At 68.2% G+C, this 14319-nt stretch carries 11 protein-coding genes; 1 reads left to right on the top strand and 10 read right to left on the bottom strand.

The window, feature by feature from the left end:
• The first annotated feature begins 50 nt into the window (after window positions 1-50).
• Window positions 51-443: an NTP pyrophosphohydrolase gene (locus ACIBLA_RS30425; RefSeq protein ID WP_363245373.1), complete on the top strand. Its 393-nt coding sequence runs from the start codon at window positions 51-53 to the stop codon at window positions 441-443.
• Here ACIBLA_RS30425 and ACIBLA_RS30420 read toward each other — a convergent pair.
• The 10 genes from ACIBLA_RS30420 to ngcE form a co-directional block, all read right to left on the bottom strand.
• Window positions 419-1969: a glycosyltransferase family 39 protein gene (locus ACIBLA_RS30420; protein ID WP_399200485.1), complete on the bottom strand. Its 1551-nt coding sequence runs from the start codon at window positions 1967-1969 to the stop codon at window positions 419-421. The two genes, ACIBLA_RS30425 and ACIBLA_RS30420, sit on opposite strands and share 25 nt — an antisense overlap.
• A 39-nt stretch (window positions 1970-2008) precedes the next feature.
• Complete coding sequence (locus ACIBLA_RS30415) at window positions 2009-3511, bottom strand: amino acid permease (RefSeq protein ID WP_363245371.1); 1503 nt, start codon at window positions 3509-3511, stop codon at window positions 2009-2011.
• 170 nt (window positions 3512-3681) lie between these two features.
• Window positions 3682-5613 (bottom strand): 1-deoxy-D-xylulose-5-phosphate synthase, encoded by a 1932-nt coding sequence (gene dxs / locus ACIBLA_RS30410; protein WP_363245376.1) that lies wholly within the window; start codon window positions 5611-5613, stop codon window positions 3682-3684.
• Window positions 5614-5867: 254 nt separating this feature from the next.
• Window positions 5868-7160 (bottom strand): sugar ABC transporter permease, encoded by a 1293-nt coding sequence (locus ACIBLA_RS30405; RefSeq protein ID WP_399200484.1) that lies wholly within the window; start codon window positions 7158-7160, stop codon window positions 5868-5870.
• A complete protein-coding gene (locus ACIBLA_RS30400) occupies window positions 7157-7945 on the bottom strand; it encodes an ATP-binding cassette domain-containing protein (RefSeq protein ID WP_363245369.1) in 789 nt (262 codons plus the stop codon). The genes ACIBLA_RS30405 and ACIBLA_RS30400 overlap by 4 nt, the downstream gene beginning before the upstream one ends.
• A 221-nt stretch (window positions 7946-8166) precedes the next feature.
• A complete protein-coding gene (locus ACIBLA_RS30395) occupies window positions 8167-9228 on the bottom strand; it encodes a substrate-binding domain-containing protein (RefSeq protein ID WP_399200515.1) in 1062 nt (353 codons plus the stop codon).
• A gap of 169 nt (window positions 9229-9397) precedes the next feature.
• Window positions 9398-10597 carry an ROK family protein gene (locus ACIBLA_RS30390; protein ID WP_399200483.1) on the bottom strand — a complete coding sequence of 400 codons (1200 nt, stop codon included), beginning with the start codon at window positions 10595-10597 and terminating at the stop codon, window positions 9398-9400.
• Window positions 10598-10972: 375 nt separating this feature from the next.
• Window positions 10973-11896 (bottom strand): carbohydrate ABC transporter permease, encoded by a 924-nt coding sequence (locus ACIBLA_RS30385; protein WP_399200482.1) that lies wholly within the window; start codon window positions 11894-11896, stop codon window positions 10973-10975.
• Window positions 11896-12825, bottom strand: a complete 930-nt coding sequence (locus tag ACIBLA_RS30380; RefSeq protein WP_399200481.1) for a carbohydrate ABC transporter permease — start codon at window positions 12823-12825, stop codon at window positions 11896-11898. Before ACIBLA_RS30380 ends, ACIBLA_RS30385 begins: the two co-directional genes overlap by 1 nt.
• Before the next feature lie 48 nt (window positions 12826-12873).
• Complete coding sequence (gene ngcE, locus ACIBLA_RS30375; RefSeq protein WP_363245365.1) at window positions 12874-14316, bottom strand: N-acetylglucosamine/diacetylchitobiose ABC transporter substrate-binding protein; 1443 nt, start codon at window positions 14314-14316, stop codon at window positions 12874-12876.
• Window positions 14317-14319 lie beyond the last annotated feature (3 nt).

The following is a 14319-nucleotide window of genomic DNA, read 5'->3' as shown; positions in this document are numbered from 1 at the left end:
CGGTCGAACGGGGGCCGTACCGCCCTGGCCGGTTGTGGCACGCTCCTGAAGTGCGGATTCTATTGATTGTCGACGGGGCGAACGTGGTCGGTTCGGTGCCCGACGGATGGTGGCACGACCGGCGCGGAGCGGCCGAGCGGCTGCGGGACCGGCTGGTGTCCTTCGCTCGGCACGGGCTGCCCGATGCCGGGGTTCCGGGGCCGGTGGAAATGGTGCTGGTCGTGGAGGGGCAGGCGCGGGGTGTGGAGTCCGTGGCGGGTGTACGGGTGGAGTCGGCGCCCGGCAGCGGCGACGACCTGATCGCCGGGCTGGCGGCGGGCGCGGGAGAGCGCCCCTGTGTGGTCGTCACCGCCGACCGGGAGCTGCGGCGGCGGGTCGAGGCGTACGGGGCGCGCTGCGTCGGGCCCCGTACGGTGCGTCAACTCCCGGACGAGCGGACGTAGAAGACCGTGCCCTCGACGGTGCCGGGCAGTGGCTCGTACTGCCCGGCCAGCAACCGCCGCAGTGTCGGCAGGTGTTCGGGGGCGTAGGGCTTGCCCCGTGAGTCGTCGACGATGAGCGCGGGCGGCCGTGTCCGCATCTCGGTGGCGAAGACCCGCCAGGCGCCCGGTACGGCGTACTCCTCGCCGACCTGGGGCCCGTCCCGGCCGCCGCTGAAGTTGGTGAGGAACCCGGCGGTCAGATAGCGGCTGGCGGGGGCACGGTCGGCGAGCCGGTACGTCTGCGGGTGCATTCCCCACACGAGGACCCGGTCGGTCGGGGCGCTGTGCTCGCGTACGGCGGCGGCGACGCGTTCGGCGTGGGTGAGTTCCGCGTGGGGGGCGAAGAAGGCCCAGATCACGCAGAGCGCGCAGGCCCCGGCCGGTACGGACAGGACGTGTCTGAGCCGTTCGTGGCGCAGCGAGCGCAGAGTTGCGGTCGCCAACAGGGCGATGGGCGGCAGGAGTTGCAGGAAGTAGTGGCCGAAGAAGTGAAAGCCGACGGCGACGGCTCCGGCGGACGCGGCGAACCAGACCCAGAGGTCGGTGAGGGGTCTCCCGGCCGCCGGGCGGGCTACCTGGAGGGCTCTGCGGACCGGCGGGAGGATGCCGGCGCAGCACAGGCAGAGAATCAAGCTGTTCACCAACGCCCGGATGAGCACGTGGAGTTCGGAGCCGGTGAGGGAGAAGACGTACGCCCCCGATCCGGTGACCGTCCAGAAGACGAAGCCCGCCGGGTCGGTCAGCAGCGCGGCGGCGGCGACCGGGGCGGTGAAGCCGACTGCCGTACGGAGCAGGCCTGTTCGGAGCAGGGCCTGCTGCCTCGCGGGGCCGTGTCCGGACGATGTGCGCCAGAGGAGCCACAGCACCGGGACGAGGACCACGCCGCCGGTCTGCTTGGTGAGGAACGCCCCGGCGACCGCCACTCCGGCGGCGCCCCAGCGGCCCCGGTCGGCGCAGAGGACGGCCGCCGCCGTGAAGGGCAGCATGACGACCTCGAAGGTGACGGACTGGGTGTCCTGCGGGATGAACCCGACGGAGATCAGCAGGAAGAGCACCCCGGCGGTGACACCGGACCGGTCGCCCCAGCGGCGCCGGGCGAACGCCGCGAGCAGGGCGGCGGTGCTGAACTGGGCGGCGATCGCGAGGAGTTTGATCGCCTGGGCGGATCCGTCGCCGAAGAACGCGAACGCCGCCTCGTACAGCCAGGGCAGCAGGGGCGGCTTGCGGTCGACGACCGTCTCGTACAGCTCACCTCCCTCCGCCAGTATCCGGGCCTGCACGGCGAGATAGCCCTCGTCGGGGCTCCAGAAGGGGTGCAGGAAGGACGGGAGCCTGATGGCGAGGGAGACGGCGGCCAGGAGGGGCAGCAGCCGTCGCCAGAAGGCGTGCGGGGGCGTGCGGGCGGCCTGAGGAGGGGCGGCCTGAGGACGGGTGGGCCGACGGGCGGGTGTGAGTCGTGGGGCGGTGGGGGGCGGCTCGACGGGCATGCCTGACTCTCGTGCGGGGGTGGGGGGACTGAGGTGGCGTCAGCCGGACTTGCCCAGGCGGCTGTTGTTCTTCCCGTAGGCGAAGTACACGACCACGCCGACGGCCATCCAGATGGCGAACCGCAGCCAGGTCTCCGCCGGCAGATTGAGCATCAGCCACAGCGAGGCGAGCACGGACGCGGCCGGCAGCCACGGCACCAGCGGGGTGCGGAAGGCCCTCGGCAGATCGGGGCGCGTACGGCGCAGGATGACCACGCCGATCGCGACGACGACGAAGGCGAAGAGCGTTCCGATGTTCACCAGCGAGGCCAGCTCCTCGATGCTGGTGAAGCCCGCGACGATCGCGATGAGCACGCCGAGAAGCACCGTCGAGCGGTACGGGGTGTGGAACTTGGGGTGGACGTGCGCGAAGACCCTTGGGAGCAGCCCGTCACGGCTCATCGCGAAGAACACGCGGGTCTGGCCGAGCAGCAGGATCATGCACACAGTGGTGAGGCCGACGGCGGCGCCGAAGCTGATCACGCCCGCGTAGAACGGATGGCCGGTGGCCTTGAAGGCGTCGGCGAGCGGTGCGTCCACGGTGAGTTGGGTGTAGTGCTGCATACCGGTGACGACGATGGAGACGGCCACGTAGAGCAGGGTGCAGATGATCAGTGAGCCGAGGATGCCGCGTGGCATGTCGCGCTGCGGCACCTTCGTCTCCTCGGCGGCCGTGGCGACGATGTCGAAGCCGATGAAGGCGAAGAAGACGACGGACGCGGCGGTGAAGATGCCCATGACCCCGAAGTTGGTGGGCGCGTAGCCGAACATCAGCTGGATGAGCGGGGAGTTGAGCCCGGCGCCTGCGGGCTGCTCCTGGGCCTTGGGGATGAAGGGCGAGTAGTTCGCGGAGTTGATGTAGAACGAGCCGGCGATGATGACGATCAGGACGACGGCCACCTTGATGGCCACGACCACCGCGGTGACGCGGGCGGAGAGCTTCATCCCGAGCACGAGGATCCCGGTCAGCAGCAGGACGAGCAGAAAGGCCAGCAGGTCGAAGCCGAAGCCCTTTTCCGCGCTGGTGCCGGCGAGCGAGTCGGGCAGGTGCCAGCCCGCGTTGGCGAACAGCGACTGCACATAACCGGACCAGCCGACGGCCACCACGGCGGTGGCGAGGGCGAATTCGAGGACGAGGTCCCAGCCGATGATCCAGGCGGGCAGTTCGCCGAGTGAGGCGTAGCTGAAGGTGTACGCGGACCCGGCCACCGGCACGGTCGAGGCGAACTCCGCGTAGCAGACGGCCGCGAGGGCGCAGACGATGCCGGCGACGACGAAGGCGAGGGCGGTGGCGGGGCCCGCGTTGTCCTTGGCGACGGCGCCGGTGAGGACGAAGATGCCGGTGCCGATGATGACACCGACACCGAAGACCGTCAGATCGAGCGCGGAGAGCGACTTCTTGAGCGTGTGCTCCGGCTCCTCGGTGTCCCGGATGGACTGTTCGACGGTCTTCGTGCGGAACAAGGGATGTCTGCTGGGTCCCGTGTCGTGCTGGCTGCTCACCGGCGTACCTCCGAGTGCGTGGTACCCGCCATGATCGAGAGGCGCTCGGCGGCCCCGGCGCCAGGAGGCGTCTTTTTCACACGGATGGGCCGGTCGGACCACCCGTACAGGGAGTCCGACCGGCCCGTCCGCCGCTGTGTTCGGTCGCGGCGCGTTCCGGCGCGGTCGCGTCAGTCGCGCGCGATCTCCTCGGCCGACGGCGCGCCGGCCATACGGCCGTCGATCCGCGAGACGAGGCCGGTGACCTGGCGCGCGATGTCCGGGGCCGTCAGACCGATTTCGGCCAGCAGCTCCTTGCGTGACGCGTGGTCGAGGAAGCGGGCCGGGATGCCGAAGTCCCGCAGCGGGATGTCGACCCCGGCGTCCCGCAGGGACTGGGCGACGGCCGAACCGACGCCGCCCGCACGGCTGTTGTCCTCGACCGTGACGACGACGCGGTGCTGATCGGCGAGCGGCGCCAGCGCCTCGTCGACGGGCTTGACCCAGCGCGGGTCGACCACGGTCGTCGAAATCCCCTGCTTGTCCAGGAGATCGGCGACCTCCAGACACATCGGGGCGAGCGCGCCGACCGACACCAGCAGGACGTCCGCCGGGCCCTCGGCCGGCTTGCGCAGCACGTCCATGCCGCCGACCTTGCCCACGGCGGCGACCGCCGGTCCGACGGCGCCCTTGGAGAAGCGCACCACGGTGGGGGCGTCGTCGATCTCGACGGCCTCCCGGAGCTGCGCGCGTACCTGGTCGGCGTCGCGCGGGGCGGCGATCCGCAGGTTCGGCACGCACTGGAGGATCGACATGTCCCACATGCCGTTGTGGGAGGCGCCGTCGGTGCCGGTGATGCCCGCACGGTCGAGTACGAACGTCACTCCACAGTTGTGCAGGGCGACGTCCATCAGGACCTGGTCGAAGGCGCGGTTGAGGAAGGTCGCGTACACGGCGAAGACGGGGTGCAGTCCGCCGCTGGCCAGGCCCGCCGCCGACACCGCCCCGTGCTGCTCGGCGATCCCCACGTCGTACACCCGGTCCGGGAACCTCTTCGCGAACTTCTCCAGGCCGACCGGCTGGAGCATCGCGGCGGTGATGGCGACGATGTCGGCGCGCTCGTTGCCGAGCTTGACCATCTCCTCGCCGAACACCGAGGTCCAGTCGACGCCGGAACTGGCGATCGGCAGACCGGTGTCGGGGTGGATCTTGCCTACGGCGTGGAAGCGGTCCGCCTCGTCCAGGAGCGCGGGCTGGTAGCCCCGGCCCTTCTCGGTGAGGCAGTGGATGATGACGGGGCCGCCGAAGCGCTTGGCGCGCTGGAGGGCCGACTCCATCGCCTCCACGTCGTGACCGTCGATCGGGCCCACGTACTTCAGGCCCAGGTCCTCGAACATGCCCTGGGGGGCGATGAAGTCCTTGAGGCCCTTCTTCGCGCCGTGCAGCGTCTCGTAGAGCGGGCGGCCGACGACCGGGGTGCGCTCCAGGATGTCCTTGCCCCGGGCCAGGAAGCGCTCGTAGCCGTCGGTCGTGCGCAGGGTCGCGAGATGGTTCGCGAGGCCGCCGATGGTGGGCGCGTAGGAGCGCTCGTTGTCGTTGACGACGATGACGAGCGGGCGGTCCTTGGCGGCGGCGATGTTGTTCAGCGCCTCCCAGGCCATGCCGCCGGTGAGCGCGCCGTCGCCGATGACGGCGACGACGTGGTCGTCGCGGCGCAGTACCTGGTTGGCCTTGGCGAAGCCGTCGGCCCAGCCGAGGACGGTCGAGGCGTGCGAGTTCTCGATGATGTCGTGCTCGGACTCGGCCCTGGACGGGTAGCCGGAGAGGCCGCCCTTGCTCTTGAGCTTCGAGAAGTCCTGACGTCCCGTGAGCAGTTTGTGCACATAGGACTGGTGGCCGGTGTCGAAGAGGACCTTGTCCCTGGGCGAGTCGAAAACCCGGTGCAGAGCGATCGTCAACTCGACGACGCCGAGGTTGGGACCGAGGTGTCCGCCGGTCTTGGAGACGGCGTCGACCAGGAAGGACCGGATCTCTCCGGCGAGCTGGTTCAGCTGCTCGGGGCCGAGGCGGTCCAGATCACGAGGGCCCTTGATCCGGGCCAGCAGGTCCCATCGGTCGCCCACCGCCGCGTGGGACGGTCGCGCTGCGCGCGGTTGTGTCACCGTGCCTCCTTGCGTTGAAGTGATCTGGCGTGCCGGTTCGCCGAGTCTAGTGTTCCCGTCGCGGTGGGCGTCATCCGCCGGTGCGTGATTCACCGTCCGAGCATCTGTGCGTGTGTCAGACGTACGCCTGCCGAGGCTCCGCCGCGACGCGTACGTGCCCGGCACCGGGGGTCCGGTACCGGGCACGACACGGGGTGACGACTGTCGGGCGGCTGTCAGGCGCGGCCGGCGGTCTTCTGGGTCTTCCGGGTGACGGCGTCGATGACGACCGTGGCCAAGAGCACACCACCGGTGATCATGTACTGGATCGGCGAGGCGATGCCCTGGAGGGCCAGCCCGTACTGGATCGACGTGATGACGAGCACACCGAGCAGCGCGTTCCAGGTACGGCCCCGGCCGCCGAAGAGACTGGTGCCACCGATGACGGCCGCGGCGATGGCGTTCATCAGCAGCTCACCGGCGCCGGCGCCCTGGTTGGCGGAGGTGATCTTCGAGGCGATGAAGAGACCGCCGATCGCGGCGAAGGTGCCCGCGATGGAGAAGACCGCGATCCGCACGCCGACGACGCTGATGCCCGCGCGCCGGGATGCCTCGACGCTGCCGCCGAGTGCGAAGACCTTGCGGCCGAAGGAGGTGCGGCGGAGCACGAAGTCCGTCAGCACCAGCACGACCAGGAAGATCAGCACGGCCAGCGGCAGGCCCTTGTACTGGTTGAACATGATCGCCGCGGCGAAGGCGAGGACCGCCAGCAGGGCCGTACGGACGACGATCTCGCTCAGCGGCCGGGACGGGACACCGGCGGCGGCGCGGCGGCGGTTGTCGAAGAACGACGAGAGGAAGAAACCGGCCACCGCGACCACCGCGAGCCCGTAGGCGGCGGCGACGTCGGAGAAGTAGTAGCCGGTCAGCTTGGCGACCAGGCCCTCGGAGTCCAGGTTGATGGTGCCGTTGTCGCCGAGGATCTGGAGCATGAAGCCGTTCCAGAACAGCAGTCCCGCCAGGGTCACGGCGAACGCGGGCACGCCCACGCGGGCGAAGAAGAAGCCGTGGATGGCGCCCGCGACGGCGCCCGTGAGGATGGCCAGGATCAGCGCCAGCCACTCCGCCATGCCGTGGGTGACGGCGAGGACCGCGAAGGCGGCGCCCGCCACACCGCTGACCGAGCCGACCGACAGGTCGATCTCGCCGAGCAGCAGGACGAAGACGATGCCGACCGCGATCATGCCGGTGCCGACCATGGCGACCGAGATGTCGGAGAGGTTGCCGGCGGTCAGGAAGTTCGAGTTGAGGCTGGTGAAGATCGCCCAGATGATGATCAGGCCGATGACGACCGGGATCGAACCGAGGTCACCACCGCGCATCTTGCGCTTGAACTCCGACACATAGCCGGCGAATCCCTGCTCGCGTACGAGAAGACGGGGGTCCACGGCGACGGTGGCCGCGCCGGCCGCCGGGGCGGGCGCGTCGTCGGCGGTGCCGACGGGGGCGGAGGCCTTGTCGAGACTCACTTCTTAACCTCCACGTTGCGCGCCGCGCGTCGGGTCACGGCGTTGTCCGTGGCACCGGTGATCGCGGAGATGATGTCTTCCTGCGAGGTGCCGGCGACGTCGAAGAAGCCGTTGTTACGGCCCAGCCTGAGCACGGCGACCTTGTCGGCGACCGCGCGGACGTCCTCCATGTTGTGGCTGACGAGGATCACCGCGTAACCGCGCTCGCGCAGCCGCTCGACCAGGTCGAGGACCTGTGCGGTCTGCTCGACGCCGAGGGCCGCCGTGGGCTCGTCGAGGATCACCAGCTTGGGCTCGCCGAGCATGGACCGGGCGATGGCCACGGTCTGGCGCTGGCCGCCGGAGAGCGAGGCGATCGGGATGCGCACGCTGGGGATGCGGATCGACAGCGTGGTGAGCAGCTCGCGGGCGCGGCGCTCCATCTCGACCTCGTTGAGGACACCCCAGGAGCGCAGCTCCCGGCCGAGGTACAGATTGCCCACGACATCGAGGTTGTCGCAGAGCGCGAGGTCCTGGTACACCGTCGCCACACCCAGCTCCTGGGCGTCGTGCGGCTTGTTGATCGCGACCGACCTGCCTTCCCACTCGATGACGCCGTCATCGATGGGGTGGACTCCGGCGATCGTCTTGACGAGCGTGGATTTGCCGGCGCCGTTGTCGCCCACGAGGGCGACGACCTGTCCGGCATGGACCTCAAGCTCTACGTCGGTGAGCGCCTGCACGGCACCGAACCGCTTGGAGACCCCTCGCAACGCCAGCACGGGCGTAGCGGTCACGTAAACCATCTCCTTCGCCGCCTGGCCGGCGGGGATACCGCGCCCGGGGGTGGTGAGCGCGGGGGTCGAGCAGAAGAGAGAACTACGGAAGAGCGGGAGAGAGGCAGCAACGGCGAAAAGCCGTGAAGTGGTCCGTCCGGCGCCCCGCCCGGTAGCGGGACAGTTGAGGGCGGGGCGCCGGACAGGCTTCAGGGCGGGTTTCCGCGGTCTTACCAATCGTTACCGATCGGCTACTTGACGCCGAGGGTGTCGCACTTGGCCTTGAACTTCGCGGTGCAGATCTCGCCGGCGGTGTAGATGCCGTCCTTGATCACCGTGTCGTTGATGTTGTCCTTGGTCAGCGAGACGACCGGGACGAGGACCGACGGGATGCCCTTGGTGGTGGCGCTGTCGAGCTTCGTCTTGGCGATGGAGTCCAGGGACTCGCCCTTCGCGACGGCGACGGCCATCTCGGCGGCGATGGCGGCCTCGGTCGGGTACGGCTTGTAGACGCTCATGAACTGCTCACCGGCGACGATGCGCTGCACACCGGCGAGTTCGGCGTCCTGGCCGGTGACCGGCGGGAGCGGGTTCATGCCCGCGCCCTTGAGGGCGGTGATGATGCCGCCCGCCATGCCGTCGTTGGCGGAGTAGACGCCGACGATCTTGTCCTTGCCCAGGGCCGAGATCGCGCCTTCCATGTTGGCGTTGGCGTTCTCCGGCTTCCACTCCTTGGTGTCGTACTCCTTGCCGATCGTCACCTTGCCCTCAAGGACGGACTTGGCGCCCTTCTTGAAGAGGGCGGCGTTCGGGTCGGTGATCGCGCCGTTCATCATGACGATTTCACCGTCCTTCGCCTTCGGTCCCAGCTCGTCCAGGAGCGCCTGGCCCTGGACGCGGCCGACCTCTTCGTTGTCGAAGGAGACGTAGCCGTCGATCGGACCCTCGGCGAGGCGGTCGAAGGCGATGACCGGGATGCCGGCCTCCTTGGCCTTCTTGACCGAGCCGGCGATGGCCTTGGAGTCGACGGCGTCCACGATCAGGGCGTCGACCTTGTTGGTGACCATCGTGTCGGCCTGCTGGTTCTGGGCCGAGGCGTCCTGCTTGGCGTTGGCGTAGACGACCTTGCCCTTGCCGTCGGTCAGTTCCCTGACGCGCTTCTCTATCAGCGGCTTGTCGAAGTTCTCGTAACGCGCGGTCTGGTTCTCGGGCAGCAGCAGACCGATGGTCAGCGGGCCGTCCGCCTTCTTGGACTCCTTCGCCGAGTCACCGGACTCTTTGGCACTTCCGCAGGCGGCGAGCGAGACGGCCATCGCGGTCGCAGCGGCGGCCACGGCAGCACGTCGGAGATGTGCGTTCACTTCAGAAACCTCCCTGACGAGGCCGCGACGTTGCGGCCGAGGTGGCTGGAAGTCAACTCCGCTGCGGACGCAGCGTCAAGGAGTAAATCCTTAACGAGATGACAACGGTGCCATTCGTTATCTAAGTGAAGACAGCCGAGCCTATGGGCTGTGTGCTCTCCAGAAGGGTCGAATCGCCCATCTCACTCAGTACGAGGGCGAGTGCGCCGAGCACTTCGGCACGTCCGCCGAGGGCCCCCGGAAGCACCGAGAGCTGTCTGGCCGCACTGGGGATCGCGTACCGGGAGACCGACTCGCGGATCGGCGCGAGGACCAGCTCCCCAGCCTCCGCCAAATCGCCGCCGAGCACCACCCGGCTGGGGTTCAGCAGATTGCAGAGATTGGCGACGCCGCTGCCGATGTGGCGCCCGACGTCGGCGATCACCCGGCGGCAGCCGGGGTCGCCCTCCCTGGCCAGCTGCACGACCCGCTCCATGGTCAGGTCGCGGCCGTGGCTGGACCTGAGCAGCGGCAGTACGTAGCGGGCCGCCGTGAAGGTCTCCAGGCAGCCGCGGTTGCCGCAGCGGCAGACGGGGCCCGACTCGTCGAGCGTGATGTGCCCGATCTCACCCGCCGTACCGCCCGGTCCGCGGTAGATCTGACCTTCGATGACCAGCCCGGCGCCGACGCCGCTGGCGACCTTGATGTACGCGAGGTCCTTCACGCCCCGGCCGCTGCCCCAGACCAGCTCGCCGAGGGCCCCCAGGTTGGCGTCGTTGTCGACGTACACCGGCACGCCGAGCCGGCCCGCCAGCTCCTCGCTGGGGTTGATCCCCGTCCAGCCCGGCAGGATCGAGGTGGAGCCGAGCGTGCCCGAGACGACGTCGATCGGGCCCGGCACCCCGAGGCCCACGCCGATGACCTTCTGGCGGCCGACCCCGGTCGCCTCGATCAGCCTCTCCACCAGCTCCTCGGCCCGGCCGAAGCCGTATGCCGACGAGGCGTCCACGTCCAGCGGTTCGGACTCCTCGGCGAGCACCTGGTGGGCCAGATTGCCGACGGCGACCCGCAGATGCGTATGCCCGAAGTCGACGCCGACGACGATGCCGGCGTCGCCGCTGAGCGAGACGCTGCGGGCCCTGCGGCCCCCCGCCGAGGTGGGCGTCACCTCGACGGTGCCGCCCTCCCTCAGCTCACGGACGATGTTGGAGACCGTGGCCGCCGACAGCCCGGTGCTCCGGGCGATCTCCGCCTGGGTGAGCGAGCCCGCCATGCGCACCGCGCGCACGACACGCTCCAGATTCGCCCGGTGCAGAGACGACTGCGACCCTGGAGTCTCCACAACTGATCCACTCCTGCCCTTGGCAGGCGGCACGACCGCCGCCCCCGGCCGGGGTCGCGCCTATGAGACCCCGACGTATCTCCAACTTGTGAACTCTAAGCTCAGCCTTTCGGGTCGCTTCCCGTCAAGACCTTGAGCAGTGCCGACCCCGGATGCATACCGTACCGACGCATCTGACCTGCGAACTTCGCCGTTTTGGCGATTTCAGGCCAGGGCTGGTGGCGAAAAGTCCCCCTTCGGCTCGGGATGGATACCGAACGAACCCCCGCGCGCGGGCCCGGAACGCGGCGAACCGCCCTCCGGCGAGGGGCCGGAGGGCGGTTCGGTGGTGCGGTTCAGTGGTGCGGCACGGCGTGAAGCCGCGGGACGGCTCGGCTACTTGAGCGCTCCCGCCGTCAGCCCCGCGACGACCTGGCGCTGGAAGATGATGTACGCGGCGAGCACCGGCAGCATCGCCATCACCAGTCCGGCGAAGAGCCCGGAGTAGTCGCCCTTGTAACCCTGGCTGACCGCCAGCTGCACCAGCCCCTGCGAGAGCACCTTCTTGTCCGGGTCGGTGTTGAGCACCGTCGGCAGCATGTACTGGTTCCACTGGCCGAGGAAGTTGAAGATACCCACGCTGATCAGACCCGGCTTGGCCATCGGCAGCATGATCTGGAAGAAGGTCCTGGTGTGCGAGGCGCCGTCGATGATCGCCGCCTCTGCCACCGACGTCGGCAGCGTTCTGAAGAAGGACGACAGGAAGAACACCGTGAACGGCAGTGAGTAGGCGATATACACCAGGATCAGGCCGTGCGTGGTGTTCAGCAGCCCCATGTTGTTCATGACGAAGAACAGCGGGACCAGCGCCAGGATGATCGGGAAGCTCATCCCTCCGATGAAGAGGAAATAGACGAAGCGGTTCCCGGGGAAATCGAAGCGCGCCAGCACGTACGCGGCCATCGAGCCGAGCACCAGGGTGCCGACCAGCGAACCCCCCACCACCAGAATGGTGTTGAGGAAGTAGTCGCTCATACGCGCCTGGGTCCAGGCCCGCGACCAGTTCTCGAAGTGGAGCTTGTCCGGCAGCGCCCAGGGCGAGCTGAAGATGGAGTTGTCGTCCTTGAAGGAGGACATCACCGCCCACAGCAGCGGCAGGACGACCAGCAGCGCCCAGATGACCAGCACACCGTGCGAGAAGACGTTGAGGACGTTGCCCTCGCGCTTCTCCTTCGCCGGCGGGGCGTTCACCTTGGTCACGGGCGAGCGGTCCTGCGGCTCCTCGGGGAGCATGGCCGGAGTCGTGTCAGTGGTCTTCATCAGAACTCCAGCCGCTCGCGCCGGCCCAGCTTCGTCACGACTGCCGCGAAGGACAGCGTCACCACGAGCAGAGCGACACCGATCGTTGTGGCGTATCCGGCCTGGGCGTCCCTGAAGGCCGTTTGGTAGACGTACAGCGGCAGGACCGTGGTCGAGTAGTCGGGTCCGCCACCGCCCGGCCCCACGGTCATGATCTGGACGACCGCGAACGCCTCGGCGCCGAGCGCCAGGATGCCCATGTAGATCCAGCCGGCCTGCACGGTGTCCCAGAGCAGCGGAAGCGTGATCCGGAAGAAGGTGGTGAACCGGTCCGCGCCGTCCAGCAGCGCCGCCTCGTAGTAGTCCCTCGGAATGGAGGCCATTCCGGCGGAGAAGAGGACGACGAAGAAGCCGACCGTGCTCCAGATCAGGACCGCCATCACGCACCAGAGTGCGAGATCCGGGTCACCCAGCCAGAGCGGCTGGATGTTGTCCAGACCCACCGCGGAGAGCGCCGCGTTGATGGCTCCGCTCTCCGGGTTGTAGGCGAACTGGAAAAGAAGGGCGACGATCGCGATGGAGAGCACCTGCGGAAAGAAATACGCGATCTTGTAGAAACCCGAACCGCGCACGCCTCTGATCGCGGCGCCTTTCTTCTGCCGCCCGCCGACATTGATCATGAAGGCGAGGAACAGTGCGATGCCGAGCGTCACCAGCGGCAGCAGCAGCACGAACAGCACGCTGTGCTGCAAGGACTTCCAGAAGATGTCGTCCTCGAACATCTTCTTGTAGTTGTCGAAGCCCACCATCTTGAAGTCGGAACTCAGCCCCGTCCAGTCCGTGAAGGAGTAGTAGATGGACTGGATGAACGGCCATATGACGAAGATCGCGTACAACGCCAAGGGGGCGATCAAGAACCCCACAATGAACCGGTATTTACCGTGCTGCATGGATCCGACCCCGATCTGTCCGCGGATGCCGCCGCTGGTGACGCCTGCTCACTGGTGCTTGTAGTGCTTGATGGACTGGTCCTTCGCGGCGGCATCCGCGAAGCCCTGGATCTTCTTGATGGTCTCGGCGGGGGTGGCGCGCCCGGCCATCATCTCGCCGAGGCCGGCGACACCGATCTGCTCCTTCTGGAGCTTGACGTACCAGTCCTGTATACGCGGGTTGACAACGTTCTCGCCCGCCTTGTCCAGGGTGGCGACGGCGGACTTGAGGCCCGGCGTCAGCTCGATGCCGTCCGTACCGCCGTTGAGGGCGGTCAGCGACTTCACCTGCGAGGTGAAGTTCTTCGACGATTCCTCGCTGAGCATGATGCGCAGCAACTCCATGCCGCCCTGCGGGTTCTTGGCCTTCTGCGGCACGATGAAGGGCTCACCGCCGGACGCCCAGAGGGTACCGAACGGCAGCTTGTCGGAGGCGTCCATGCTGGACGGCGCGCCGACCGCGAGGTTGAAGTCGGCCGGCATGGTCTTGGCGGCCTCGTTCTCCACCCATGAACCGTTCGGGATGAAGAGCGCCTTGCCCTTCGTCCAGGCGGTCTGCGACTGGATGTGGTCCAGGCCGGGGGTGCCCTTGAGGATGTAGTCCTTCTTGACCAGCTCGTAGTACGCCTCAAGCGCCGTCTTGACCGCCGGGTCCTTCCAGGCGTTCGGCTCCAGGTTGTCGATCTTGTCGAGGACCTCGACGCCACCGATCTTGGCGATCAGCGGGTAGAGCGAGAACGGGATGTAGTACGGGTGCTTGCCCGCGTACGTCCAGCCCGCGATGCCCTGCTTCTTCGCCTTGGCGCAGAGCGCGAGCATGTCGTCCCACGTCTCGGGGTACGTCGCGTCGAGCTTCTCCAGCGCGGTCTGCGAGTACCAGACGCCGTACACCGTGTAGGCGTAGTACATGATCCAGACGGGGTCGCCGTCGAACTGACCCATCTCGACGATGCCGGGGCGCAGGGTGTCGCGGACCTTCTTCGCCGGGTCGTCGTACGACGGGGCGTCCATCAGCGCCGTGAGGTCGGTGAGCTGCTTCTTGCCCACCAGAACGCCCATGTCCATCTGCTCGGCGCCGGAGTTGTCGATCAGGTCCGGCGGGGTGCCGCCGTTGAACCTCGGCTGGAGCGTGGACTGGATCTTCTCGGTCGCGGCGTGCTTGACCTTCGGGGCCTTCGGGAAAGCCTCGTTGTACCGCTTCTCCGCGTCGATGGCGTACTGCTCACCGAAACCGCCGTTGAAGATGACGACGTCGAGCTGCGCCGTCTCGTTGGCTCCGAGGGGGTTCTTCGCCGTGGTCTTGCCCTTGTCGACCTTCTCGTCGCCGCTGTCGCTGCTCGCGCAGGACGCCAGGAAACTCATCGTCGGCACAGTGATCAGGCCGACTGCGGCGGAACGCTTGATCAGATCACGACGGCCAAGGCCCTCATTGCTGTGAGCGGTGGATCCCATGCT

The sequence above is a fragment of the Streptomyces sp. NPDC050433 genome (genome assembly GCF_044458565.1).
Taxonomy (GTDB): domain Bacteria; phylum Actinomycetota; class Actinomycetes; order Streptomycetales; family Streptomycetaceae; genus Streptomyces.
This window is presented reverse-complemented; position numbering and strand designations above follow the sequence as displayed.

Coding starts and splice junctions, on each gene's coding strand:
- ACIBLA_RS30420 (WP_399200485.1), bottom strand. CDS start 1,969: ATGCCCGTCGAGCCGCCCCCCACCGCCCCACGACTCACACCCGCCCGT.
- ACIBLA_RS30400 (WP_363245369.1), bottom strand. CDS start 7,945: ATGGTTTACGTGACCGCTACGCCCGTGCTGGCGTTGCGAGGGGTCTCC.
- ACIBLA_RS30395 (WP_399200515.1), bottom strand. CDS start 9,228: ATGGCCGTCTCGCTCGCCGCCTGCGGAAGTGCCAAAGAGTCCGGTGAC.
- ACIBLA_RS30385 (WP_399200482.1), bottom strand. CDS start 11,896: ATGAAGACCACTGACACGACTCCGGCCATGCTCCCCGAGGAGCCGCAG.
- ACIBLA_RS30380 (WP_399200481.1), bottom strand. CDS start 12,825: ATGCAGCACGGTAAATACCGGTTCATTGTGGGGTTCTTGATCGCCCCC.
- ngcE (WP_363245365.1), bottom strand. CDS start 14,316: ATGGGATCCACCGCTCACAGCAATGAGGGCCTTGGCCGTCGTGATCTG.